Annotated in this window: 15 protein-coding genes and 1 tRNA gene; 8 read left to right on the forward strand and 8 right to left on the reverse strand. The window is 48.6% G+C overall.

All coding sequences use genetic code 11. The features are described 5' to 3' along the window. Nucleotides 1-189 (forward strand): hypothetical protein (locus ACSHX2_RS10485; protein WP_435692898.1); only part of this gene is annotated, 189 nt, incomplete at its 5' end. Between the two features lie 42 nt (nucleotides 190-231). Here the strand turns inward: ACSHX2_RS10485 and ACSHX2_RS10490 are convergent. Then, on the reverse strand, nucleotides 232-1,359 hold the full coding sequence (locus ACSHX2_RS10490) for an LOG family protein (RefSeq protein ID WP_435692899.1): 1,128 nt from the start codon (nucleotides 1,357-1,359) through the stop codon (nucleotides 232-234). 333 nt (nucleotides 1,360-1,692) lie between these two features. Between ACSHX2_RS10490 and ACSHX2_RS10495 the strand changes: the two genes are divergently transcribed. Both ACSHX2_RS10495 and rimK read left to right on the forward strand, forming a co-directional pair. Further along, nucleotides 1,693-3,288, forward strand: coding sequence for a glycine--tRNA ligase (locus ACSHX2_RS10495; RefSeq protein WP_435692900.1), 1,596 nt, complete (start codon nucleotides 1,693-1,695; stop codon nucleotides 3,286-3,288). Between the two features lie 122 nt (nucleotides 3,289-3,410). After that, the gene (rimK, locus tag ACSHX2_RS10500; RefSeq protein WP_435692901.1) at nucleotides 3,411-4,808 is read left to right on the forward strand and encodes a 30S ribosomal protein S6--L-glutamate ligase; all 1,398 of its coding nucleotides are present in this window, start codon (nucleotides 3,411-3,413) and stop codon (nucleotides 4,806-4,808) included. 6 nt (nucleotides 4,809-4,814) lie between these two features. Here the strand turns inward: rimK and ACSHX2_RS10505 are convergent, their stop codons facing one another. After that, on the reverse strand, nucleotides 4,815-6,545 hold the full coding sequence (locus tag ACSHX2_RS10505) for a hypothetical protein (RefSeq protein WP_435692902.1): 1,731 nt from the start codon (nucleotides 6,543-6,545) through the stop codon (nucleotides 4,815-4,817). A 168-nt stretch (nucleotides 6,546-6,713) separates the two neighbouring features. Between ACSHX2_RS10505 and moeB the strand changes: the two genes are divergently transcribed. From moeB to ACSHX2_RS10520, 3 genes are all read left to right on the forward strand, one after another. Next, entirely contained in the window at nucleotides 6,714-7,841 is a 1,128-nt protein-coding gene (gene moeB / locus ACSHX2_RS10510; RefSeq protein ID WP_435692903.1) for a molybdopterin-synthase adenylyltransferase MoeB, read from the forward strand. A gap of 360 nt (nucleotides 7,842-8,201) precedes the next feature. After that, the gene (rpoN, locus tag ACSHX2_RS10515) at nucleotides 8,202-9,596 is read left to right on the forward strand and encodes an RNA polymerase factor sigma-54 (RefSeq protein WP_435692904.1); all 1,395 of its coding nucleotides are present in this window, start codon (nucleotides 8,202-8,204) and stop codon (nucleotides 9,594-9,596) included. A gap of 194 nt (nucleotides 9,597-9,790) precedes the next feature. Continuing rightward, a tRNA-Lys gene (locus tag ACSHX2_RS10520) sits at nucleotides 9,791-9,863 on the forward strand. A gap of 733 nt (nucleotides 9,864-10,596) precedes the next feature. Here ACSHX2_RS10520 and ACSHX2_RS10525 read toward each other — a convergent pair. Both ACSHX2_RS10525 and ACSHX2_RS10530 read right to left on the reverse strand, forming a co-directional pair. Then, complete coding sequence (locus tag ACSHX2_RS10525) at nucleotides 10,597-11,253, reverse strand: response regulator (protein WP_435692905.1); 657 nt, start codon at nucleotides 11,251-11,253, stop codon at nucleotides 10,597-10,599. A 66-nt stretch (nucleotides 11,254-11,319) separates the two neighbouring features. Next, entirely contained in the window at nucleotides 11,320-13,347 is a 2,028-nt protein-coding gene (locus ACSHX2_RS10530) for a hypothetical protein (RefSeq protein WP_435692906.1), read from the reverse strand. A 150-nt stretch (nucleotides 13,348-13,497) separates the two neighbouring features. Between ACSHX2_RS10530 and ACSHX2_RS10535 the strand changes: the two genes are divergently transcribed. After that, on the forward strand, nucleotides 13,498-14,265 hold the full coding sequence (locus ACSHX2_RS10535; protein WP_435692907.1) for a PEP-CTERM sorting domain-containing protein: 768 nt from the start codon (nucleotides 13,498-13,500) through the stop codon (nucleotides 14,263-14,265). 159 nt (nucleotides 14,266-14,424) lie between these two features. Continuing rightward, nucleotides 14,425-19,047, forward strand: a complete 4,623-nt coding sequence (locus tag ACSHX2_RS10540) for a PQQ-dependent sugar dehydrogenase (protein ID WP_435692908.1) — start codon at nucleotides 14,425-14,427, stop codon at nucleotides 19,045-19,047. A gap of 432 nt (nucleotides 19,048-19,479) precedes the next feature. On the opposite strand, the gene ACSHX2_RS10545 is transcribed toward ACSHX2_RS10540, so the two are convergent. From ACSHX2_RS10545 to ACSHX2_RS10560, 4 genes are read right to left on the reverse strand one after another with little or no spacing between them, the layout of a single operon-like run. After that, nucleotides 19,480-22,794 (reverse strand): glycosyltransferase family 39 protein, encoded by a 3,315-nt coding sequence (locus ACSHX2_RS10545; RefSeq protein WP_435692909.1) that lies wholly within the window; start codon nucleotides 22,792-22,794, stop codon nucleotides 19,480-19,482. Then, a complete protein-coding gene (locus tag ACSHX2_RS10550) occupies nucleotides 22,791-24,161 on the reverse strand; it encodes a hypothetical protein (RefSeq protein ID WP_435692910.1) in 1,371 nt (456 codons plus the stop codon). Before ACSHX2_RS10550 ends, ACSHX2_RS10545 begins: the two co-directional genes overlap by 4 nt. Beyond that, nucleotides 24,133-25,536, reverse strand: a complete 1,404-nt coding sequence (locus ACSHX2_RS10555; protein ID WP_435692911.1) for an HlyD family secretion protein — start codon at nucleotides 25,534-25,536, stop codon at nucleotides 24,133-24,135. The genes ACSHX2_RS10550 and ACSHX2_RS10555 overlap by 29 nt, the downstream gene beginning before the upstream one ends. Continuing rightward, on the reverse strand, nucleotides 25,502-26,446 hold the full coding sequence (locus tag ACSHX2_RS10560) for a lysylphosphatidylglycerol synthase domain-containing protein (protein ID WP_435692912.1): 945 nt from the start codon (nucleotides 26,444-26,446) through the stop codon (nucleotides 25,502-25,504). The genes ACSHX2_RS10555 and ACSHX2_RS10560 overlap by 35 nt, the downstream gene beginning before the upstream one ends.

Raw genomic sequence — 26,446 nt, forward strand, 5'->3', positions numbered from 1 at the left:
TCCGCGCTCCCCGAGGCGGGTGAGGCGGGGCGCAATCTACATATTCCAGAGCTCCACGCAAGTCCTTTCGACACTTTCCCTGACTTAATTTCAGAAGGAACTCACAAGTCACTTAGACAACTACATTTTCACACCCAAACTTTTCTCGAAACACAATGCGGATTCGAAGAGACATTTAAGAGATCTTAACATTTATCGCCCCATTTCACCCCTAAACTCCAATAATCCTACTCACTTTGCTACTTCAAGCGGTGGATGAGCACTAATAAAATTCAATGCGGAATCAACATCATCGGTACAGTGCAGATACTCTGCATAACTACGCCCCTGCGCCAACTGCTCCAAGCACGGGAATAACATTGTTTCCTTAGTATACCTATCGACTCCCAGAAAAACCATCGGGCTAATTTCATCAAAGGTCACATAGTGGTTCTGTGTTGCATCCATAAAAATCTCCTGAGTTGTCCCCGCGCTTCCTGGCGCAAAAACAACCCCATGTGTCGCGACAGCTAATAGACCATCCTCCCTAATACTATTAGAGAAGTACTTCGCTATGTGTTTACTAAATAGATTGCTCGGCTCATGCCCATAAAACCAAGTCGGTACAGCTAAGCTTGTACCTCCATTGGGATACCTTTCTAGAACCTCTCTAGCAGCGAGCATGTATCCTGGTGATTCAAAGTGTGGAGCTTTCGCTAACACATCCAGCACCCATTCTAGATCCTCGTCTGAAACATCTACCAACCAGGCTCCGAGATTCGCCGCCTCCATAGTCCCAGGCCCACCTCCTGACGCCACAAAGTACCCAGCGCGCGAGAGATCTCGGGCCAGCTTCACTACCTTCTTATAATAGGGATCATCACGCGCTGTGCTATGCCCGCCCATAATACCAACAACTTTCTTTTTCCCTCCGGGCTCATTCCGCCCACCTAGCAAATCCCTCACACCATCATCGATAGCATGATCGTGCAGACGCTGAGCAAGAGACTCTAATATGTCAGCTTTACTTCGACCCCTTTTCACAAAGTGATCATAAATGCGCTTATCGACACTTCGATCTTCTTGCTCACTCCAGCCCTCCATCAGTTCCTCTCTTGAATACAGCCTATTCCTATAGGGGTTGTATGGGATCGACGGGAAATTAGGAAATATAACAGCACCTTTACTCATTAGAAACTCAACAGGCACCTCCTTTGGAAAATGACACCCTAGGAATATTGCTCCGTTGAAATCCAATCGCGTCCAATCGATCTCAACTTCACGAAAATCCAAACCTTGGACAACAGCACAATGTAACTGCCCTTTTTGCCTGATAAATGCCTCTATACTATCTAATTCTCTAACAACTGCGCATCGCATACATCCACTATAGTCTATAGTCTCAGCCTCTCAACGACAATCGCCCTCAACTTGACTAGCTCCCTCCCAGCCATCACACCTCCTTAAATCAAATACCAGCTAAGGCCTCGCCCCCCTCTATAAAAAAAGAAAACGAGGCTCAAGCCCCTACTGGGACCAATGGGTTTACAGCCCTTGTGACATTTACTATCGTGCCTCTTCACGCTCCACTTAGGACTATAGAGATTTACGCTATGAATGTGGCAGCTGCAGCTTCGGATCTTAGAGAATAAGTTCACTCTTGCCGAAGCGGCTTAGCACTGCTTTTATCCGCCTCACAAATCACTTTTTATCATGGCTGAAAGAGAAAACACCGACCCACAGAAGATGGAGAAAATTGTCTCCCTCTGTAAAAGCAAAGGCTTCATCTACCAATCCGCAGAACTCTACGGCGGACTCAATGGTTGCTGGGACTACGGCCCACTCGGAGCCGAACTGAAACGTAATCTAAAAGACTTCTGGTGGCGTAAAAACGTCCAAGAACGCGATGACATCCTCGGCATGGATGGCTCCATACTCAACCACCATGCTGCACTTACAGCATCTGGTCACGTTGGAGGATTTTCCGATCCAATGTGTGACTGCCTTCTATCCAAGGCTCGACTCCGCGCCGACCAGATTGAACCACAGACAGGTACCGCCTTCCACTACACTGGTGCAAGCCATGCCGAATCCGACTGGTCCGTGGAAAAACCGTTTTCTGTGCTTATCGATCCGACTGCGAATCAAGATGAGGCCAAAGCGCGTAAGACAGCTAAACAGTATTACGCCCAATTTCTCAGTGACAAACAAATCGCACCGAAAAAGCTAGAGCTTGTAGGCGAGACAACAACTGAAGAAGTAGACACTACCAGCTACAACCCAGAGAACGGCTCACTCCTTACTGAGCCACGTGAGTTCAACCTCATGTTCCAAACAAAAATGGGTGCATCTTCTGACGATAATGATCCAAACGCCGTTGCCTATCTTCGTCCAGAGACAGCTCAGACTATTTTCGTTCAATACAAAAACGTACTCGATTCATCACGTGTAAAGCTTCCCTTTGGCATCGCCCAGATAGGTAAAGCATTCCGCAACGAAATCAATCCACGTAACTTCACATTCCGTTCCCGTGAATTTGAACAGATGGAAATCGAGTTTTTCTGCCGCCCTGAAGACGGACTTCGCCTCACTGAAGAATGGCTAGAGACTCGCCTTTCTTTCTATGAGGAAATTGGCGTCCCCCGCACAAAGCTTCACGTACTCGACGTCCCAGATGGCGAGCGCGCGCACTATTCTGCGAAGACATATGACATCGAATACGAATTCCCATTCGGCATCCAGGAGCTAGAAGGCGTAGCTTACAGAGGCGCATACGACCTCTCTAAACACCAAGAACACTCAGGTAAAACCATCGAGTACTTCGATGAAGAAACTAAAGAGCGTTTCATTCCGCATGTCGTTGAACCCTCAGCCGGTTGTGACCGCACCATACTCGCGCTCATCTGTGAAGCATACGATGTTGAAGACCTCACTAAAGAGGGCGGCAAGAAAGACGAACGCACAGTCATGCGCTTTAAGCCATGTATAGCACCTATCAAGGCTGCTATTTTACCACTTCTTAAGAATAAACCTGAGCTCGTCGCAAAAGCGAAGGAAGTCCAAAAGCTTCTTCAGCCATTCATGAATGTATTCTATGATGAAGCTGCTGCCATCGGACGCCGCTACCGTCGCCAAGACGAAATCGGCACGCCGTTCTGTATTGCTATCGATTTTGAAACACTCGGTGAAGCTGGACCAAACGGTGAAGACTACACGGACACGATCACCGTTCGCCACCGTGACACCATGGAACAAGAACGCGTCGCTATTACCGACCTTCTCCCATGGTTACTCGAACGCATTCGCTAAACAAACTTACCTACACACTGAAATAAAAAAGCGCAGGGTTTAGGCCCTGCGCTTTTTTTGTGTAAATATTTTCACTAAAAAAAGATTTCCCCACACAAAACAAAGCATCAAAGTTAACTATCATGAATGAGCAAAAAATCATTGTCGGCTGCGCTGAATGGCTATCCCTCCCATCACTCCACGTTCCCGCCATCAAAGCACGTGTCGACTCAGGCGCTAAGACCTCATCACTTCACGCTTTCAATATTCAAGGCTTTAAACGTAATGGGGAAAGCTGGGTTCACTTCGAGGTTCACCCTATTCAGAAAAACCGCAAGACCACGATCCGTTGTGAAGCTAAAGTCGCGGATAGACGCATTGTTAAGTCCTCTAACGGGGAACGTGAGAAACGTCACGTAATCCTCACAACCATGGAGCTTGCTGGAAAAACAAGCACTATTGAAGTCACCCTAACAAATCGCGATAACATGGGTTACCGCATGTTGTTAGGACGCGAGGCTATGCAAGGTCGTATTCTCGTAGACCCCTCTGAAGAGCTCTGCCACGGCGAGCTTAGCAAGGACGACATCACCAACCTTTACGGTGTTCCTGAGAAAAAAAGCGAAGGCCTCAATATTGGAATCTTGGCATCTAATCCAGATTTATACAGTAATCAGCGCATCATGGAAGCAGGTGAAGAACGCGGCCACAACATGCACTTTCTTAACATCAAGCATTGCTACCTAAAAATGGAGGCCGAGCACCCAGAAGTACTTTCTCGCGGTGGCCACAGTCTCAACATGCTCGACGCGGTTATTCCCCGTATCCGACCAAGTATTACCTTCTACGGCTGCGCTCTAACCCGCCACTTTGAAAGCATAGGAAAGTTTGCCTTGAATACTTCTGACTCTATTAGCCAGTCGAGAGACAAGCTCTTCTCAATGCAGCTCATGCTTAAACACGGGCTAGACATCCCCACTTCAGGATTTGCTCACTCCCCCATGGACACAAACGACCTCATTGACATGGTCGGAGGCGCTCCATTGATCGTGAAGCTCCTAGAAGGAACTCAGGGACGAGGCGTGGTCCTTGCCGAGACTAAAAAAGCAGCTGAGTCTGTTATCAATGCCTTTAAAGCCCTTAATGCCAACTTACTAGTTCAAGAGTTCGTTAAAGAAGCACAAGGGAAAGACCTTCGCTGTTTTGTCATCGACGGCAAAATTGTTGCCTCTATCGAGCGCACCGCTGCTGCTGGGGAATTCCGTGCCAATATCCACCAAGGTGGACAGGCTAGTATTGTGAAAATCAGCCCAGAAGAAAGAACCCTAGCCATTAAAGCAGCCAAAGCGTTTGGCCTCCAAGTAGCTGGTGTTGACATCATCCGTTCACGTAAGGGGCCTCTCCTACTAGAGGTCAATTCCTCACCAGGACTCGAAGGTATAGAAACCGCAACAGGAAAAGATATCGCAGGCTTGATGATCTGCGCTATCGAGAAAAAACTTGGCTGGAAACCTCAACCAAAAGAAGAGAGCCCCGAGTAAACAGGCCTACTTGAGCACAGTATCAATCCCCATCGCACTCTTCCGAGCAAACTTGGGAATTCTGTGCTCATAATGTTTATGAAAGAGCCGATAGACATAGCCTAACAGGTGAATCGTCACCAGGTGATCTAACAACCTGTAGCCTCGTTTCTTTCTTAAAAATACCCGCTTCACTAGAGCGATCCTCTGACTACTCACGTCTAGACGTTTAAAGCTCGTCTTCACGCGGTATCGAGCTCGCTCAGAACGCGGGTATTTTGCTTTGTACTCAGCCTTTGCGGCCAGAACACGCGCCTTTACTTCTTCAGTGTAAGGCGCAAAAATGTACTCGCGAGCGAGCGCGATCAAACGATATGAGTCGTGCATAAAGCGCACATCATCGACACTCCAGCCCAGCTTTTCTGCGAGCGTCTCCATCTCGGCAAAATTCTCCAACACGGCATAACCATCTTGGATGGCTTTCTGCTCATCCTCGACAAAATGCTTCATCACCTTCTTGATTGGATGCTGAAAAAAAATACAATCCCAATAGACATGTAAAAGCGGCGGAATACGCACTCTCCGAAAAAACCATTTCTGCCGAGCGAACTCCTCCACATAGAGTCCCTTCATAACCACCTCATTCGATAGTTCGAGGAAACGCCTCACGGAATCGAGCTTAATCGTTCCATAAAATTTCGCGAGCGACGCATCGACTGAACGACCGTACTGCAGCACCTGCACAGCCACTGCGCTATTCAGCTCCACCCAGTACGATCCTTCACCGATATAAGACCTTCTGGAAAAAGCATGCCAGCCCCCCGTCTGCACCCAGACACTCATCCCAACTAGGTTATTCGCCTTTTCCAACTCCTTAGCATAGGCCTCAACATCCCAGCCTATGAAACTCGGGTACTCTCCCGCGCCCTCGTATTCACGCCGCGCCTGAAACTCGATCACCTTCTGTACCGATGTCTCGAAAAAGGCCTGATTCAGAGGAAGGTACCTGAAGAAATCACTTTCACCGTACTTGAGCGATAGAATAAAATGCTCGCTATCTATTCCACTCAACAAGCCCCGCACACGCTTCCTGTGCCAAATCAAATCTCCTACCGGGTACGCACCCACAGTCCAAGTGCGACAAACTAACATTTTTTCATGGTACTCAAAGCATTCTAATAAATCCTTCAACATCACATTCGCCTGTTTCGCAGTTTGAATGAACAGCGAGTTGTTAATATCCCCTTTGACATCTTTTCCATCACCCTCCCCTAGACGTAGCACCACTCCATCGACCTCGGGAAAATCGAGGATAAATTGGACTAACAAGCTTTTGAAATACTTAGCAGTCTCTACGCGGTCACCATGAAGCTTCTCCACAAGAGCCCCAGTCATCGGCACGACATCACTCGTCATCAACACCTTTAAGCCTGCACCTTTGATAATCCGTATGATCTCCCGCATCTCTGCCGAAAGTCGGGCCACGCGCTTACGCAGACTATCAGAATAGCTCTCATGCTGAGTAAGGTGCGCCACATCATCCAGAGTCACAGTATTATACCCATGCGCTCTCACTCGCTGGACAAACTCAGACATTTCACCCCGAACAGCACTCCAGTAAGCATCAGCCTCTTCGCCACCCAAAGGCAACTCAGCTAAAGGAATCTTGGACCAATTGATACGTCGCTTATTATAACCACGAAAAAAAGGACCAATGCCATCCACAATCACCCATTCGTATTTACCTGTTTCACTCATCACACGTTCTAACAAGCAGTATACAACACATACATCCTAAGTGAACCAAGGATGACTGCATGACAGAGTCGACACTTATCTAATATATACTCTCTAACGACTAAAGGCCTCTAGAGCCACACCCACTTTATCCTTTCTCCTCCAGCCTTTTTCCTCTCTACTTTCCTCATGCTCACACCTGCCGAGAAGCAACGATACGCACGCCATTTTAGCCTCCCCGAAGTAGGCGAAGAGGGACAAATCAAGCTCAAACAAAGCTCGGTCCTCTGTATTGGCACCGGAGGGCTAGGCTCACCTGCCGCCATGTATCTAGCTGCGGCGGGTGTCGGCCGAATCGGCCTTATCGATGCGGACCATGTGGAGTCATCAAACCTCCAGCGCCAAATCATCCACGGCGAAAGCTGGATCGGCAAACCTAAGCTTGAAAGCGCCAAAGCGCGCCTGCAGGAGATCAATTCCTTTATAGAAATTGAATGCCACGAAACGCGCTTCTGTGCCGCTAATGCAAAACAGCTGACATCCAACTACGATATCATCATCGACGGCACGGATAACTTCCCCACTCGCTACCTCAGCAACGACGTCGCTTACCTACTCAAGAAACCTAACATCTACGGTTCCATCTTCCGTTTTGAAGGACAGGTTTCCGTCTTCGCGCCACACCTAGGAGGGCCTTGCTACCGTTGCATGCTACCCACGCCACCAGATCCCGGCACCGTTCCTAGCTGTGCTGAAGCGGGTGTACTTGGCGTACTCCCCGGCGTCATTGGCTCCCTCCAGGCGATGGAAGCAATCAAGCTCATCCTCGGAGCCGGAAAGCCTCCACTAGGAAAGCTCGTTCACTACGATGCCCTTAACACCGAGTTTCGCAAATTCACTCTCAGAAAAGACCCAGAGTGCCCACTCTGCGGAGACAACCCCACAGTCACAGACCTCATCGATTATGAGAACTTCTGCGGCATACCCAGCACCTCTACTATGAAAGAAATCACCGTCTTAGAACTTAAAGAAAAACTCGATTCAGGCCTAAATGGAATCCTCGTCGACGTCCGAACTCCAGCAGAAGTAGCCGCCGCTGCACTCAATGGAACACAGCGCATTCCTCTACAAGAGCTAACTGCACGCTTCAGCGAAATACCTACAGATAAAACTATCTACATTCACTGTAAAGCCGGTGGCCGTAGCGCAAAAGCTTGCACATTTCTTGCTGAGCAGGGAATCACGAACACAGTGAACATAAAAGGCGGCATCGATGCTTGGCGTGACCTAATCGATACGACACTACCACCGGCATAATAAATAGTTACGGAAAATAGTATTAACTAGTTGAGTCCCTAATCCCGCCTGGAATTAGGGACTTTTTTTAAATATTAAATAATAGTTAAAAACTACTGTATCTAAGCAAGTCCTTAAACGTCAAAGAATCGAATTTAAGAAGCTGAAATCTTATACTGGAGACCCACTTATTCAAACGACTGCGCAACAAGTATAAGATCAAATTATTTAGCAATCTGCAGACGATCACGAAACCCCTAGTACCTGAGCCACATACAAACTAAATAATTTAATGGCATAATTTCTGCTATACTGAATGGTTTTTTAACTCTATAAGACAGGCAAGGAAGAGCCCAATTCCTAACAAGTATATGCTACATCATGGCAGGAATCGATCTCCATCATAACCTAGGTCAGTCTCAAGTACTCTCACCGCAAATGCGTCAGAGCCTTGAAGTCTTACAAGCAAACTCATTAGAACTGGGGCAAATACTACAGCAGGCGCTTCTTACAAACCCCGTGCTTGAGATCGATCGCAACGATGAACAGCTCGAAGAAATCACCACTCCAGACGCTGAGCACGACATGGAGACTCTCTCCAACCTCGATGACGACTTCCGTGAACTCAGCATTACGGAAAACCGCACGGCATCGACCACCTCAGACGATCAGGCAAAGCGCGACCATCTCTACAACTCGATCGTCTCGCCAGAAACACTCCAGCAGCACCTACTCAGCCAGCTAGCACTCGCGGCACTCCCTGACGAAACCAAGCAAATAGCAACACTACTGATTGGGTACATTAATGATCGTGGCTTCTTTGAGACATCTCTCGAAGACATCGCTATCGCTAACAACATTCCACTGAGAGTTATTGAAAGAGCGCAAGCAGCACTACAGAACTTCGACCCCGCTGGCGTCGCCGCGATAGACTTAACAGAGTCCTTACTCATACAGCTCGCTAAACGCGACCTACTCGGCTCCCTAGAGTATCGCATCGTGTCTGAGCAACTAGATAATCTAGCACGCAAGCGCATTCCAGAGATCGCCCGAAAACTCGGAGTCACCACCGAAGCTATCAATCAAGCTGCCGAGACTATCGCCACCCTCACACCAGATCCGGGAGCGGAGTTTGACCCGACCTCTAATCCGCATATCACAGCCGACCTTGTCGTTGCTAAAAATGCCGCTGACGAATGGGAGGTTCGTCTCACCAATGACAACATCCCCGACATAGGTATCAGCAATGCCTACAAAGATTTAATGGCGAGCACCGATGACAACACCGCTCGTCAATACCTCCGCGACCAAATTCGCGATGGAAAAATCCTTATTCGCTCCGTCTCCCAACGCCAAGAAACACTCTACAAGCTCGCGCTCGAACTAGTGAAGCGCCAGCCTGAATTCTTTGAAAAAGGTCCCAAAGCGCTAAAGCCTCTCACCATGAACGACATTGCGGCGTCGATTGAGGTCCACCCCGCCACCATCTCACGTGCCGTCGCAGGGAAATATATACTCACACCGCATGGACTTTTCGAACTCCGTACTTTTTTCACCACCGGTTTCACTTCCGACAAAGGCAAAGAAGTCTCCAACACGGGAATCCGCGAGACCATTCAGCAACTCATTGCCGAAGAAAACACCCAAAAACCACTTTCAGACTCAGCAATTGAAAAAATATTGAAAGAAAAAGGGCTAACAGTCGCGCGCCGCACTATCGCAAAATACCGGGACCAACTTAATATTCTACCTAGCCACTTACGTAAACAGTTCTAGGGAACCATTCAGAAAAACACCTTACTCTTTAGATCTAAATATTTTACAGAGTATCCGACAGTAAAAACAGTCCCACCAACATCCTGCGACTTCGAAAAACTTAGAAAAAAGCAGCAGAAAGTTCTTGCGCCACCACTCCAATTCCACTACGTCTCTGCCCGCACCGCAAGGAGCACACCAAATAACCAATAAACGCGCAGGTAGCTCAGTTGGTAGAGCAGTTGGCTTTTAACCAATTGGTCCTGGGTTCGAATCCCAGTCTGCGTACTTTTAAAAAGTAAAAAAATCGTCTCAAGCGCCCAATAAGCCTTGAGGCTTTTTTGTGCCAAAAACTAAAGACTGGGATGAGAACGCAGTTTGACTGCTAGCATGGTGAGCGCAGCAAATCATGCGAATCAAAATCACGAGCAGCGCGAGTACATCCCGCAGAGGCTCCCGCCAATCCCAGTCTGCGAACTTTTAAAAGCAAAAATCGTCTCAAGCGCCCAATAAGCCTTGAGGCTTTTTTGTGCCAAAAACCTCGAAGAGGTTCCCTCTCCCACAGCCCAGCATGGCAAAGCCAATGCTTGGTAAAAAAAAACGGAGCATTTAGAAGTCTGTAGGACTTCTGGCTGATTAATACCACTCTGCGATTCAAAGGAGACGAATGCTGGAGTGATTTCCTGGTCAATCAAGGCGTGACGAAGGAGCGGTGCGAGCACCGTAACTGAGGAACAACGCAGATTCAACAGGATAGCGCCCAGCCTTCACTTCTTCCGCAACGCGCTATTCTCCAAGCTTCATTAAAATCACATTTGTCTCTTTTGGAACTCAGTTTAGTATAATCTCCACTAGACTTTTAAGCCACAACACCTCCATCATAGCACACTGTTTCGCACAATAATGAGAACAGAGTGCTTATCCTCAGCAAAGACTGTGAAAACTCAATCTGAGCTAAAACTCCTGACCAAGGTGGACCGAATAAGAATACAAATGGTCTAAGCAACGACCTAAAAACTCATTACGAAAGGATGCCATTTCGATAGGCTTTGCTGATAGCAGCAGGTGCATTCTTAACCTGGATTTTTTCATAAATGTTCCGGATGTGATTGCCTACGGTATGATTACTAATAGCAAGTTGTCCGGCGATCTGCTTCTGAACCAAGCCTTCGCTCATCAGACTTAGAACCTCAATTTCGCGCTCTGATAGCATGAAAACATCGTCAGTCTTTCGCCTCTTATTGCATAGATTTTCCAGAATATAATGTGCCACCTTGGGGTCAAGCGGAGCTCCACCATCAATGACAGCTCGAATGCTCTCTCTTATTTGTTTTCCACTAGAGGACTTCAAGAGGTAACCCGAAGCTCCGGCGGATATTGCAGCCAGCACGTCAGCCTCTCTATCCGATTGTGTAAGAACAACAATAGGCGTATCAGGAAGATATTTCTTAAACTCCGGGATAGCCTCGATACCACTCATGGCTGGTAAGTTCAGGTCAAGCAAGATCACACCGGGATCTTCATTCCCAGTGACACGATGCAGGTAGTAGAGAGCCTCTTCAGCGGCACCAAACTGTGTGGCTAGCTCAACATCCCTAGACTTATTGAATACGAGGCCAAGGCTCTCGCGGTATTCGGGGTGGTCTTCTACCAGCATGATGGGAATTCGAGAAAGCATGATATTGAGTGGGTTATAAAGAGGCCGTATGTTACGTAGACCGTTGAGGCTATCAACCATGAAACTCTATTTTTTGATTTCTGGCTTCAAACTCCTGATTATACTAGCGAAATTGAGCCATGGTCGATAGCGCATCTTCAGGCTAACGGTTGTCCCTCCCTCAGGGGAACTAGCCACTCCAAGGCTCCCCTTGAGTAAGTCCGCTCGCCTCTGAAGAGAGGAAGGGATTTCGTTTTCCGAAAAAGCAATACCAGACCCATTGTCGCTGACTGTCAGCTCAATTTCCTTCTTACCAGCGCTGAGATGAGTCCTCACGCTTGTCGCTCCGGAATGGCGGCAAATGTTGATAAGGCACTCTTTGTAGAACAGGAAAACATCGAAGCGGACGCGCGGTTTAAGCTGCTCCAAATACGACTCGCCTTCGATCACAATCTCATGTTGCTGATTGATCATAATCCGCTGCGAGGCTCGGCGCATGTCGGCTGGCAGCTCGATGGAGAGTCTTGGGACTTCAAGCATGTTTGTGCAGTGGCGCACAGCTGTCCCGGCACGCTCCGTCAGCCGCCGGACGCGTTGGTTGAGCTCCTTCCACTCTTCCACGCTTTCAACTTCCTCAGCAACATCACTGATCAGACCTATGGAATGAAGGTTAGCGCCGAGCTCGTCGTGCAGATCAGCGGCAAACTGTTGCTTAAGACGAGCCACTTCACGCATGCGCAAAATTCGATTGATGAGCACTGTGATGACAATCCCAGCAGCGAAAACCGCAGCCATCCAAGTCATAACCCAGAGTAATTTCTGTTGCCGTTGATAACGCACATCCAGTTCCGCTGAGACAAGCGGCCGCTCGTTTTCTAATTCCTGCCGTAAGGCGAGTTGCTCCATCCAGTCACGAACAGGCAAGACCTTGCCATAGTGATTGCGCCCATCGGTCAGAGCCTCTGGCTCACCTTGGGAAAGTTTGTTCTGGAAGTTGACACGCACCCCTTTTCCCTCAGCTACGTTGCGTCCTCGGGATAATAACTCGATCTCCGCCAAACCGAAGCAGCGCCAGACGTTGTTCGCTTCGGGCGACGCGTAGCCTTCCTCTGAAACTAGGCGTACATAACGACAGGAGGTTTCAGGAAGATTCAGCATGATGACCGGTCCTGTTTCGTAAATATTCCTACGGGTGTAGTTCAGCAGCAAGGCGGCATCGGAAAAATCGGGCAGATTAGCACCTTCGATGACAAGTCGTTTGGGTACTCCGTAGTCAGCATGGTACATTTTTGGAAAGTTTTCCCGTATGTCATTGATGTGCAAATTTACGCCGTCTAAATGTTGCTCATGCTGAAGATCGACACTAAAGGACATTTTTTTAGCACCCTTATAAAAAGCAATATAAGGGTCGCTCATAGCACCATGTGCAGCGTCCATCAGGTAGGGCATAAAACCATCCACCAAGGCCCCCCTAGACATGGATTGCGCCACATTATCCCTTGTACGTGAAGAGACACGGACGAATTGGTGGAGCGCCACATTCTCTAACCCACTGAAAACCATAACCTCGGAAAGCTGGAATAGGTATCTCCCTTCTTTCCAAGCCCATTTCGAGAGCTTCGTAACCTCAATCCGCACCCACCCCGCGGTGGTTGGCTCTATAGGAATGGCCAAGGGGGCGATCCGAGGCAACAACTTATCTGACGCATCAAAAGAGGCGACCACCTTTCCCTCCCTCTCACCATTTTTACCCACGATGACCTTGAACTCCTCTGGGAAGCCATCCGCACGCGGACCTGTGCTAGTATCATTCCAGATGATTGGAGCCATGACGATCAGGTCGATAACTTTGTCTTCACCAAAATCAATTTCAACCCATTCCGGGTGTGAGGGGTCTTCACGGCTTTGGGAAAGCCACCCCAGGTTTCCCACACCAGAGCGCAATGTACATCCAGCCAATTGATCCAGTTGCCCATCAATCTCTGAGGCCCGCTCTTCGAGCTGAGTCAGTGAGAGCTGCTTCAAGCCTGAGTACTCGGCAGCCGTCAACACCTCGCCAGCTGCACAAGCAAATAGCAGCAGAGTGAAGAGGACTTTATTAAAAATGAGTAACATAAGGACAAAAGGAAGTACGATTTAGCATGAAAAACAACCAATCTCCATTACATAAACGTGTCATAGACTCTCACTTTAAAAAAAGGGTATATCTCGTTAGTTGGGAATCACATTTACCCCCTTCAACAAAAACTAAAAAAATAGACATATATGAAAACAACACGAATCAAGCCATTGATCGTTGCCCTCACTACTCTAAGTGTCGCAGCAACTTCACAGGCAGCGGTGATCGCAGATATCGCTGGTGACTACGTCGATGCCACTGCCGAGCCAGCAGGCTGGGATTATCTTAGCTCTTCTGCCGCTACAGGTGGCACTGAAGCGGTTTTGACTCCAGGGACAGTTGTCGGAAATGGCGGCAACTCCGGGTTTGAAGGCACCTCATTAAATAATACCCCAGCAGTTCTGGGAGCCATCGATGGAGGCGCAGAATTCGAAATTTTCAGTGATGGATATGCAGCACATGGCGCGGTCGAAGGTACAGATTTACTGTTACATCCAGGCAACAGTGCTGCCACTAGCTTTACCATCGTGCGCTACACCGTTGATGCGGCGGATATTACCAATGGCACCATCGGCAGCATTTCTGGTAGTTTCAGAGACCTCGCTGGTGGCACCACTGGAGTCTCTGCTGGCTCTATCACGGCTAATATCTACCAGAATACGACCGAGATTTTTGGAGCAACAGGTTCGGCCGGACGTTTGACACAAGTGGACGGCACATTCAACATCACTGGCCTGACTGTTGCCGAGGGTGACACATTCAGTTTTGTAGTCGGCAGAAACGGCCATTATGGAGGCGACGAAACCGCTTTAACAGGTACAATCGATCTAGCCACAGCAGCTGTCCCAGAGCCTTCATCCGCTGCTCTAGCGGGTCTTGGCGCTCTCAGCCTCCTGCTCCGCCGCCGTCGCTAACGGCCATCTTACTCAACTAGAGTAGGCCCCTCACTTCTCCCGAAGTTTGTTTCGCCGTAGTGCTCTTAGTGGCACTACGGCTTTTTTTTCTCGTCACTTCTATGTGGCTTCAGAAACGGCGATCACGTCTAATCCGACGGCAAGCCAAACCCAATAAAAATGAAACCCAATTTCATCTTAAGCATTTCTGCCCTGTGCCTCTTCTCTATGAAGGCAAACGCGGCGTCCATCGACTGGACTACTTCCGATATTTCAAGTGTCAGTGATGTCGTTACCACCGGCACTCTTGTCTCGGCACAAAACTATGCGGGAACTGGCGCCCCCTCCGTGGTGACAGTCTCAGGCATCGACTTTGTGGAAAACAACGGTCTCACAAACAACAACAGTGGCGACTTCTTCGGCCTCGATACCGGCGACACTGATTACGACACCTTTCTCGGAGACATCGACTTTACACCCACCAGTGAAACGTCGGTTACCATACCAATGTCAGTCGTCAGCGGTAAGCGCTATCTTGTTCAGATCTGGTATGCTGAAGACAACGGATTCGCACTAAGCCCCCAAAGGCAGATGGTTCTCACGGGGACTGGCGACAATACTCTCAACGGCGATGACTACGCCTTGGGAACCTTTACAGCGGATTCCACAACCCAAAATGTGATTGTCACTTCAAGTAGAGAAGGTGTCCGCCTCACCGGCTACCAGCTCCGTGAAATTTCCGATCTTCCTGGATTCGTCACCGTGGCCGATGCTGCATCAGATTATTCCAGCTCCACATCCGAGCCAGATGGCTGGGACTACCTTTATTCCAGTGCTGCTACCGGCGGTAACGAAGTCGCATTAACAGCAGACAACAATGTAGGAAACGCTGGGAATGCTGGATTCGAAGGCTCCTCACTCAACAACACACCGGCCATACTTGGGGCTATCGATGGAGGTTCAGAATTTGAAATTTTCAATGATGGTTTTGGATTCAACGCTGGGATTGTCGGCACAGATTTGTTGTTTCACCCGGGCAACGACACAGCCACTTCATTTGTCATCGCACGCTACACAATCAGTGCAGCAGACCTCCTCAACGGCACCTCAGCCACGGTTGAAGGCAGCTTCCGGAGAGGTAGCACATCCGCCAACGGGATCAATGCCTCGGTCTATCATAACACCAGTGCCCTTTTTTCAGTCAATAGCTCCACCACGGGATCAGACGACAGCCTGTCGGAAGCTGACGGCTCCTTCAGCATTTCCGATCTGGCCGTTGCAGAAGGTGATACCATCAGTTTCGTAGTAGATCGGAATAGCGGCTACAGCGGTGACGAAACCGCCCTTCAGGCCAGCATTGCCATCCAAACCTCTTCTGTAGTTACCCAGGACGACGACTTCGACGTGATGATCGGCTCTACCACCGGACTCGATATACTCGCCAATGATGAAGGCTTAGAAGACGCAGATCTCTCCACGCTCCGCATTACCTCTGCTCCATCTTCCGGGGTCGCGACCGTCCTTGGCGACGACACCATCGAATACGAGCACACTGGATCCTTCGGCACTGATTCCTTCAGCTACGCCATCGACAGCATTGACCCCACTATCACCCACACTGCCGTAGTCAATATTTCAGCCAGCAATGGCATAAAAACCGCCAACTCGACCCTCACATTTCCAGAATCAGCTCCTGTGGGTGGCTACCAGTTCGACAACGCGTTCTCAGGTCTGACCTTCTCCCAACCTACTTGTCTGGAAAAAATCCCCGGGAACTCGCAAGTGCTCGCCGTGACTGAACGTGCAGGCAATGTTCAATTGATTTCCGATGTGACCTCCAGCTCCCCAACAAAGAGCCTATTTCTCGATATTCCAAATACCCGCACACAAACATTCTGTGGTCTTCGCGGTCTGGCATTCCACCCGGACTTTGAGACGAACCGCTACTTCTATGTCGGCTACGACTCTACGGCAGACTTTGGTTCGTCCGGAAACTCCACTCGCGTCTCCCGCTTCACCGCAAATGCGGATGATCTCGGCACAGTAGACACTTCCACCGAGATAGTCCTCTTTCAAATGGCCGCCACCGCAAACATTCACCGCATCAACCGAATGCTCTTCGGCCCGGATGGCTATCTCTACATCGCTGTCGGCGACGATGGAAATTCCAGCGGCCCTGGCAATTCCCAACACATTGATGCGGACTTCTACTCATCCGTATTGAGGATTGATGTCGATAAGAACTCCGGGAACTACGAGCCAGTCAATACCACCGGTGTCACATTGGATGGTTCCGGAAACGCCTATTACTCCGTGCCTGCGGACAATCCATTCATTGATCAAAACTTCACAGACGGTCGCGGCGTCACCACTTTGAACGGTGAGACCATCCCAACAAACGATGCGTTCCAGGTGCGGACTGAAATGTTTGCCATCGGCTTCCGGAATCCCTGGAAAATCGGCTTCGTCCCGGGCACTTCCGATCTTTGGGTGGCGGATGCCGGCCACATCGAATATGAGAAATTTTCGATCATGCCGAGCGGTGGTAACGGTGGCTGGGCTCATTTCGAGGGAACGGACCCAGGACCGCTCCAGCTAGGAACTACGAGCTACACCTCACCACTGTCCGATCCACCTGCAGCAGTGACCTATATCCAACCAGTCCTACAGTACAAGAGAATCGGAAACAGCGCCGCTTCCGGAGTGAAGTCCATTGTGGGCGGAACCTATTACGAGGGTTCCAACATTGCGGAACTCACAGGAGCATACCTCTTCTGCGATTATACCAAAGGGGACATCTGGTATCTCACCCGTCCTGACGACGGAGCGTATCAGAGCATGGGCCGCGTCAGCTCGGGTTCGGATTTTGAACTTGATAAAACCGGAATGACCACAGGACTGGAGATCAGCTCTGCGAGCGACTTCACTGCAGACACCTATGGCGTCGATAGCGTCATCAAAATTGGAACCGAACTTGGAATCACCGCCATGGAAATGAGCCCGGCAGAAGATGGCACGGTTTTCATGGCCGACTACGGTGACGGAATCATTCGTAAGATCGTTTATAGTGAAAATGACGGTTCACTCCCAACGAACCTCTCTGATACCGGAGCGTTTAGCGATCTCACTACACTAACACCGAGCGAGGGCATCAACCCCTATGACATCAATTTGCGGTTCTGGTCTGATCACGCAGACAAAAAGCGCTTCTTCTCATTGGCAAACCTGGACGACACGATTACCTATTCCGAAGACGGCTTCTGGGCAGCTCCCACCGGCGGTGTCTGGATCAAACACTTTGAAATGGATCTCAACAGAGACTCACCCGGCGCCGATGTGAAACGCTTGGAGACACGCTTCATCGTCAAGACCGAGGGCGACTTCTACGGGGTTGCCTACAAATGGAACGATGAGGAAACCGAAGCGACTCTAGTCGATACAGACGGGGAAAATATTGACCTCACTATCACGGAAAATGGAACAACGCACACCCAGACATGGCGCATTCCTTCTCGCGGAGAGTGCCGCGCATGCCACACGAACGACAACGGCGTCGTGCTAGGCTTTGACACTCGGCAGTTGAACCTTTTAGGCAACTTGGGAACTGCTTCCGGAAATTTTCTGGAGCTATTGGCAGCTGGCTATCTTTCATCAACTGACCCCCTCCCCACAGATGCTTCGACGCTCCCCAAGCACTACACACCGGGTGATGTCAGTGCCAATCTGGAAAAACGTGTGCGTTCCTATCTAGCAGTCAACTGTACCTACTGCCACTATGAAGGCAGTGATGTCGTCCCTAATTCTTGGTCTGGTGAGAGCGCTCTCACCATTGAGGAAACCAACTTACTCCACGGTGAATCCCTAGGCGGCTTTGGACTGGTGGACGAATCACACCGTATTGTCATCCCCGGTGACACTGCGGCGTCTATTCTTCTAAGTCGTGTGGCTGAAAGCAATGGATACTCGAGGATGCCTCCACTCGCCTCCAATGTCATCGATGAAGAAGGTGTCGCTCTGATTACCGATTGGATCAATAACTACGCCAACGCTAAGCCGACTCTGGATTCCGAGGCCGGCCCTCACACTGTTTTGGAGAACCTTACTGCTAACACCTCAGTTGGCAGCGGCCCGCAAGCCACCGACCCAGATGAGGCAGACGCGGAAAGAGGTACCCTCACATACTCTATTGAGGCCGGAAACAGCGATGGGTATTTTGCCATTGATCCCGACACCGGCCAAATCACGATTAACCAATACGGTCCCGACTACGAAGTCGCCGACTCTTACGACCTTACTGTAAAGATTTCCGATGGTTTCACTGCTAATCCTGGTGAAATCACTTCCGACGTCACAGTAAACGTCACGGACATCCCCAATGACGACAGCCAAGGCGACGGCATCGCAGACGAATGGGCGAAGTCCTGGTTTGGCGCCTCCTCTATCAATCCACTGGCAGACTTTGATCTCGATGGCTTCAACGAGATTCTGGAATACTGGGCGGACAGCGACCCCACCGATCCTAGCAGTCGTGGTCTCGTCATCACACCTACCGCAAAAGACTCCACGGCAGGATCGGAAGGTTACCACTTCGAATGGACCATCCTAAGTTCCTTGGTGATCGGCACCGATTATAAAGTTCAAGGCTCCACAGATCTCAATTTCCAAGACTTGGAATTGGTTACAGACTTTGAAGTGCTCTCGACAGAGCCTGTGAGTAATCCTGGAGGCGAAGAACTTTCACTAATAAAAGTCAAAGTCCCTAGCACAGAAGACAAATACTTCCTCCGCATTCGCAGCCTTTGAATTACTTCTCAAGAAACAGAACTTCTAACTAACCAGCAATAAAGCGCGCTAAAGGCATTAGACCTGAATTTGAGTCCACGCCTGGTTAGCTCTCATACGAAAAGGTCATCCCATTCTGGATGGCCTTTTCTGTGGCCGTAAACCGTGACAACAATACAAACTAAGCTCCTATCTTTCCGCTAGAAGCCCCCAAAACTTTCTGCCATAATCGGCACCTATGAAAAAAATCTGCCTACTCCTTGTCGGAGCTGGAGCACTCGCTCTCGCTAGTTGTGCAAATCCAAATAGCTGTGGCTGCGGCTCAAATTCGCCATGCCAGTGCCCTACAGAGTCATGTGGTTGTAGTCGATAGCTTTACATATTAGGCGAGAAACTAGATGCCGGCCCACAAGGGTCGCGTCTAGCACTCTCCCTATTTCGAACTAAATCACCTCATTCGCTCCAGCCGTCAGGCTCTTTGCGGAAAGTATCAAACTCACCTGAAGATTGATCCCATAAATACACAGCCCAGAGGTAAGATCGGTATTTTAACGCACAGTTCTGACGGATGAAGAGCTCCTCTCGAGCACCAGGATATTCCCAACGAATATTCTTCTTACGTGACCTAAATTTCTCTCTATTGAGGATAATCCACACCCTCTCATCATTCGCGAAGATCTTTTGAAGATCCGCTAATCTGTTAACCACTACCGCCCCACCATTACGGTCTTTTAATATTCCTTCCGAACGGTAAGTGAAATCATAAAGAATAGGGACGACGAGGTCATAGTCGGCACGCCCCAGTTCTAACAATGCAGCGTGGGGATGAGGCTCTGTGATCATCACCTTATCTTCCTCACGGATTTGCGCCCGCACATAGGCGAGGGAAGAAATGGGGTCTCCTAGAATTTTTTCACTATAGGAGCCGGGGATTCGCCAAGGCGACATCGATGCTAAGACAACGAGTAAGATCACCCATTTGAGTGAGCCCGCTGTACTTTGGTAGGACTGGGCCGCCACCCATTTACTCATCACCAAGATTCCATGAGCCCCCAGAATAATCCATAGAGGTATCACACAGTACATGTAGCGAAAGCTCACAGAGGTAATTAGAAGGTTAAAGAAAACCACCGATACGATTAAAAATACATGCAGCGTAATCACCACGCTCGATCCCCGGCGGAGGGAATAGATGAAGCTACCTATGTAGAATAACCCGAGTACAATGTGCAACCTTGAGTACCCAATGAACATAGACCCTAGGTTACCAAGCTCCCAAAAGGTTGGTGCGATGGTGGCTTCAAGGTTAGGTGAAACACCTACCGATTCAGTGATACACTTCACCTTAAACAACAGAATATCTGCAGCTATCAGTACTCCTGCAAAAGCGATGTAGAGCAGTGATTTGATATCCCAGCGAAACGGGACGCCACGCCCGAATAAGAGGTACGCCACTAGAAAAACGGGAACAAAGGTGATACTGATCTCTTGGCTCAGAACGGCACAAGTGAAGAGAATAATAGCCCAAACTCGAAACCACATCCCCTTTCTTAGAATGAAGCCTTCGATAAATAGGTATATCATCAGCAGCACCATGAACTGCTGCTGCTGATAAAACCTAGCTATGTGTCCACTGAAGATCAGAAACGGATGGAGTGCAAAGATGAGAACACTCGCACAGGCCACCCAGCGCTCAGAGAAGTAGCGAATGCAGATCCTCCACATCACCCATGCAGTGAAAACCGCTAAAACTACTGAATAGAGCCTTAGTGACCAGATGTGAGGGCCGAACACCTTAACGACTCCAGCAGCCATGTAGTGATAGAGAGGGCTCCTGCTATACCATATATCCTCGGACAGGTGTGGAGCGCCAGTTTCCGCGATAGCCAACATAGCCTGAATGGAGGCGTATTCATCATCATCAATAGGCTGATAATGCACCATCCATGCCCGACTCATAAAGACTAAGCACAATAAGCCAACAAGCCAGAGAGTGCTATGGGAATCAGCTTTTAGTTGCCCCTTCCACCTCTTGCCACAGGACAAAACCAACACACTTGTTAGAGCACAAATACCGACCAGCAACGGCCCTCTATTTGCTAATAAAAACCAGAGGTATTCACTACGCTCAGCCATACTAAATGCCAAGATTGCCGCGAGCCCTAAGACGGCACTGAAGATCACACTCATCTTTCCTAAGTATGGAAACCTATAAACCAGTGCAGTAGCTAAAAACAAAGCACCAAGAACACTGAGCGCTTTGGTCCACCAAGCTATTCCAACCTCATTGCCCTTATAGAACTCTAACAATGGCAGTTCATCTGGCTGCACTTGGTAGCCAAGCTTAACAGGCTCACCTGCATCGTCGAACCAAGCAAGGTCATTGAATGCATAGAGACTTCCATCCTGCGACTGGCATTCCCCGTCCATACAGAATTTCATAGGCTGGCTCCCTTTATATCCCGGTGAGACATTTTCCACTAGTTTGACCTCGATTGTATTTCTGCCAGAACGCAATAAACCACCTATATCGTACGCATGGAACTGTGCGCTAAAACCCTTCCTTTTAAGAGTGAGAGGCTTTGCTCCATCAGCCTCCTCATAAAATCCATAAGGGTCCTGCTCTCGCCCTTTTTCTTCATCTCCATCCCCAGTTAGATCACCTCCAGTCTGGTTGGGTCTCTCTCTCGTACGGTTCTGAGTGTTCTCGAATCGCTTAAAGTCATTCTTAGTGGGATCACCATGCCGCGGATCCTCGTATCGATACCCAGCGTAAAAAGAACCAACCTCATCTGGATCTAACATTACAGCAGGTGTTGCTAATGGACGGCGACCGGTCCACTGCACCTTCCATTCACCGCCATTGTATGATGACTGCAGACCTTTCCCTTCGAGTCGCTGACCATTCACCCAAATCCAAAAATCTCCAAAGCTGGCGATACGAATGTGACCGCTAGTTGGATCATCTATGTCAATCTCCGCCAGGTAACGCGTATCCCCCACACGGTCATCCTTCACAATCCATTTGCCATAGAACGGTTTTTCATAAATGCCATTGGGAACTGTGCTGGCGAAACTAGTCTTCTGTTGCTGCCCGACAATAGCCTTTTGCCAGTGAGACACCGTGTACAGAGGCATAGTCCAGCTATTCTGGCCAAGCCCAATAGGGATAGGCTCCGCGTACCATTCACTATTCGTTTTGATTGCAGTATTCTTCCCGTCCTTAGTTAAGATAGAACCAAATGCGATCACCTCAGGCCGAATAGTTCGCCCTTCTACCTCAATGCTAATACAGTTCTTCCCTTTCTTTAAATAAGGTCGTAGATCAAATAAAGTGACGAGCTGAGTATTATTATGCCCTGACCATTGGTACTCACGCGGAAAGTTATAGGCGACCATGGGCTCTTGACCGACTACCCGCTGCCCAGGCTCTGTTAGACCGTTCTGAAATACTCGAGTCGGTCTCCAATACGTTTGTGCACCCACAGGGTTTCCATTACAATGAAGCTCAAAACCTCCGTCGCTGACCACTCCGATCCATCCGTTGCGCACTTCAGACTCGAGGTCTAAATCATAACGGAAGCAGCCAGTATACTGACTCTCATCAGAACAGCTAATCCATTCAGCTCCCTCTGTGGCCTCATAAGTAGAAAGTCTAGCTTTGGGGCCATAGTTCCCCGTCAGAAAAATAAGCGTCAACAGTAAGGCTACAAAAGCCCAAACTATTGGCTTTAGCTTCCCTCTCTGCAGATTTGCTAGCGACTTCATTTCCCCTGTGATTGCCTACGCGCCCTCCAAGCTTCATCAACATTCCCGCCATTCAATTCCCCCTGAGCTAACATCCAGGCGGATGAAGCGATTACTCCGCGTTTCGTCTTACTCCTGACTCCCTGAATCACTTCTTCTATCGATTGGTTCATCTTTTGATTCATCGCTAAATCACCTGTCTGAAGTGACATGAGCTGTCGGTGAAACTGCGCTTGCATACAGTTTTGTTCATTGCTGATTACGCTATCTAAATAGTGAATAGCCCTCGTGTATCGGCCTGAATTGATATTATTGATAGCCACTCGTAATTGCTGCCTACTCACCTCCCTCGATTGGTTACGCGGCAGCGTATCTGACTGTGCAGCCAGTGAGTCTAACATCGACCGAGCTCTATCGTAATGACCGTGGCGTTCGAGCCTGTGTATTTGAAAAAAATGAGAGTCCACACTCCCATTCTTATCATCCATGACATCACAATAACCTAACTGCCTGATCACCCCGCTATCACAAAGTAATGTAGGCATAATAACGCTCGCCGTTTCGATCGATTTCCGCGCCCCGGCATAATCACTTTCTGATAATGCAACCTTAGCTGAGCTCAGTTGCCAGTGAACCAGTTTTACTGAGATTACTGTTAGTAGCATGAAACTAACTGATAAAAACGTGGTCCATATAACGCCTGACTTGAATAGACTTCGCGCCTCCACTTCCGATTTACGCCAACTAAACCCCAAGACACTCAGCCCAATTATAACATATCCACTGACAGCAAAAAACCAGCTCCCACCTACAAACTGGGCAAAACTTGGACCATAGCCGAACCACCACATCCAATCATTAATTTGGGTCCAGCCCATCGACCCAACTGGCGGTTTAAAAACAGCAAGTCGATCAGGAGGATCTTGTGCATTCACTCCTGTACCTAGCTCTACGCTGCGCTCAGAATGTGCCCGATACACATCTCCACCAAGCCAAGTCATCGTGTCAAACTGCTGCTGTAGCCACGCGGCATCCCCCATTATTTCCGAATCTCTATGGGCCAATACAGTGGGGTACCACAGGGTACTAACAAACCCACAGATCGCCCATAAAAGAACAGGCTTCATCCACGCCCCTCCACGTTTACAGATAGCAACAGTGATAATCCCGAATAGCAGGAATAACAGTAACTGAGCTAACTTAAACAGAAGCGTAATTTGGGAGTCTACCGTATAAAATGTATGCGTCTCTACTATATACATAGGGAGCTTAAACCACTTCCCAACGAGTGATAATACGATCAAAAGCAGAGCAACTAGCGCCGCAGCGACATTGAAGAGCTTGGGTAGAATATCTACATCACTTTTGATTGACTGAAATTTTATCATCAAGTTTGAGATTCAAATGACCTTCTATCAATACTTGTTCACCAAGCTTGAGTCCATCAAGGATTTCAACCTGTTTGCCACCCACATGACCCACTGTCACCTCTCTAGTTTCCCAACTATCATCCTTGGGTAAGTAAACTAATGCGGACCCGGCAGAAAGAGAAAGTATGGCACTGCGAGGTACCACGACTGATTCACGTTCTATTTCAAGCCGGGTAAACCCAGTCATCCCTGTCACAATTCTGTGTTTCAAGACATCCGTCAAAAGTTTAATCTGCACCTTAAATGTTGCTGCCCACTCTGGAGACCCAGAGCCTCTCGGGCGCAATGGACGAGAAATCTCTGGCCCACCAGAATTAAAACTCACCACTGGTTTGACCATCTCGATCTCAGCTGGCCACTTCCTTCCAGGATAGGACTCAAGTGTCACTGTGCACTTCTGACCTTTCTGAACAAAGGCATAGTCGGCTTGATCAAAATACGCATCAAACCAAAAGCCACTCGACAAAAGAAAACCCGGCTTACCACTGTCTTGGTTATACTCACCAGCCTGTACTAAAACGCGGTCTACTACTCCATCTAAAGGAGCATAAACTATATACTGCCGTAACTCTTCTTCTCTATGCGCTACAGCTTGTTCAGCATCACCCACTGCGTTCATCGCGATTTTGAGACTCTGCTCAACCCCCTGTTCAGCCATTTTCATCGATAACTTAGCCTGCTCAAATCTCTCAGAAACATTAGAAAAATCCTTACGGGCTTCTAACAAAACAACTCTAGAAATGACTCCTTTCTCGAATGCCATTTCATAGCGCTCTAATTTTTCCTTAGAAAAGCTTAGCTGCTGCCCCATGGCAGTAAGGCTGATTTTTTCAACTTCCGGCCTCTCCTGTGCCAGCACATATGCCGAACCTAACCGCACCCGCTCTAACTCAGCAGAAGCGGTGGATTCAGCTAGCTTTGCTGACTCTAATTTAATCTTAGCTTTAGTTTCACTCAATCTTGCTAAAATCTGTCCAGCCTTCACCCACTCACCCTCTTTCACATACACTTCGTCTACCCGATCCATCGGGATTATGGGAACAAGCACCGGCTGGCTGGCACACACACCCTCACCCATCACAAAATACTGAATTTTCTCTGCCACTACCTTTTGGGAAACGACTGGGATGGCTTTGCCTGATTTCCGAAGAAGCTCAGTATAGCCCAATCTTGATGATGCCGTCCCATTCCCTGGGCTTTTATAAGCTGGGATAATCACAAAAAGGGTCAATAGGCCGAAAGCTGCAACCACAGCTCCTAAAACAAACACTTCTTTCCTATTTTCTTTGAAGATTTGCTTAATAATTGAGCCCTTCTTTTTTTGTTGAGTCATCCTCTTTAGTTTTCGTTTGTTTGATAATTCCAGCTCCCACCATAAGCGAGATGGCGCCTACCTCAGCGATCATTTGGCAACCTCTCCAAAGAGCGGCTACTAAGATGGCCTGCTCGAGAGAACTATACTGACAGACCATAGCGACAATAACTGCTTCTCGCACTCCTATACCTCCAGGAATTCCAATTGCCCAAAATCCCGCCAACCACGCTACACCTGCAACGCTAAGTGCCGCGAATAAAGGAATCTCAACATTAGGCACAGCTGTCATTACTCCATAAAATAGTAAACCATTGTAAACACAAAGTACTATATAATGAAAAACTGTAGTTAGACTCTTCTTAAAATTAACCGGACCAATGCTAATGAGTGACCTAAGCTTCTTAATTTTGAGAAAGGCAAAAATTCCAACTGCGCCGAAAAGTAAGAGTCCCACAGCGACAATGACGGCCAAATTAAGGTAACCACTCACCTTGTCTATCCATGTGCTCACAGGAAACGTGAATACAGTGGTCACCGCTAATGCAGCCCACGCAATATTCGTCATGATCAATTCTAACACAATACTCGATCCAGCCTTCTTTTTCGTCACTCCAATTTCACCGGCAAGCACCACTCTAGATCCATAACTCCAAACTGAGCCTGGTAACCACTTCAGTGACTCAGACTCTAACCAAATACGGGCACAGTCCATGCGCTTTTTTCCGGTCTCATAAATCGATGCAAGTACTTCGGACCACACGCTAGCGTTCCATATTTGATAGATCAATAGACCGAATATAATGCCTCCTAACAAACCAAAATTAACATGCTCAATAAGGTTCGGGAGTTCACCGATATGCTCAGATAATGCAAACGCTCCAAATGCCATTGCTGAGAGTATCGCTCCATATTTAATCCAGGATTTCAT

The organism is Rubritalea sp. (assembly GCF_051252225.1).
In the GTDB taxonomy this organism is placed as follows: Bacteria; Verrucomicrobiota; Verrucomicrobiia; order Verrucomicrobiales; family Akkermansiaceae; genus Rubritalea.

What these genes read in the sequence shown, in the direction of transcription:
- ACSHX2_RS10525 (WP_435692905.1), bottom strand. Translation starts at nt 11,253, where the DNA reads ATGCTTTCTCGAATTCCCATCATGCTGGTAGAAGACCACCCCGAATAC.
- ACSHX2_RS10490 (WP_435692899.1), bottom strand. Translation starts at nt 1,359, where the DNA reads ATGCGATGCGCAGTTGTTAGAGAATTAGATAGTATAGAGGCATTTATC.
- ACSHX2_RS10555 (WP_435692911.1), bottom strand. Translation starts at nt 25,536, where the DNA reads ATGACTCAACAAAAAAAGAAGGGCTCAATTATTAAGCAAATCTTCAAA.
- ACSHX2_RS10540 (WP_435692908.1), top strand. Translation starts at nt 14,425, where the DNA reads ATGAAACCCAATTTCATCTTAAGCATTTCTGCCCTGTGCCTCTTCTCT.
- ACSHX2_RS10560 (WP_435692912.1), bottom strand. Translation starts at nt 26,446, where the DNA reads ATGAAATCCTGGATTAAATATGGAGCGATACTCTCAGCAATGGCATTT.
- ACSHX2_RS10535 (WP_435692907.1), top strand. Translation starts at nt 13,498, where the DNA reads ATGAAAACAACACGAATCAAGCCATTGATCGTTGCCCTCACTACTCTA.
- rpoN (WP_435692904.1), top strand. Translation starts at nt 8,202, where the DNA reads ATGGCAGGAATCGATCTCCATCATAACCTAGGTCAGTCTCAAGTACTC.
- ACSHX2_RS10545 (WP_435692909.1), bottom strand. Translation starts at nt 22,794, where the DNA reads ATGAAGTCGCTAGCAAATCTGCAGAGAGGGAAGCTAAAGCCAATAGTT.
- ACSHX2_RS10550 (WP_435692910.1), bottom strand. Translation starts at nt 24,161, where the DNA reads ATGATAAAATTTCAGTCAATCAAAAGTGATGTAGATATTCTACCCAAG.
- moeB (WP_435692903.1), top strand. Translation starts at nt 6,714, where the DNA reads ATGCTCACACCTGCCGAGAAGCAACGATACGCACGCCATTTTAGCCTC.
- ACSHX2_RS10530 (WP_435692906.1), bottom strand. Translation starts at nt 13,347, where the DNA reads ATGTTACTCATTTTTAATAAAGTCCTCTTCACTCTGCTGCTATTTGCT.
- ACSHX2_RS10505 (WP_435692902.1), bottom strand. Translation starts at nt 6,545, where the DNA reads ATGAGTGAAACAGGTAAATACGAATGGGTGATTGTGGATGGCATTGGT.
- rimK (WP_435692901.1), top strand. Translation starts at nt 3,411, where the DNA reads ATGAATGAGCAAAAAATCATTGTCGGCTGCGCTGAATGGCTATCCCTC.
- ACSHX2_RS10495 (WP_435692900.1), top strand. Translation starts at nt 1,693, where the DNA reads ATGGCTGAAAGAGAAAACACCGACCCACAGAAGATGGAGAAAATTGTC.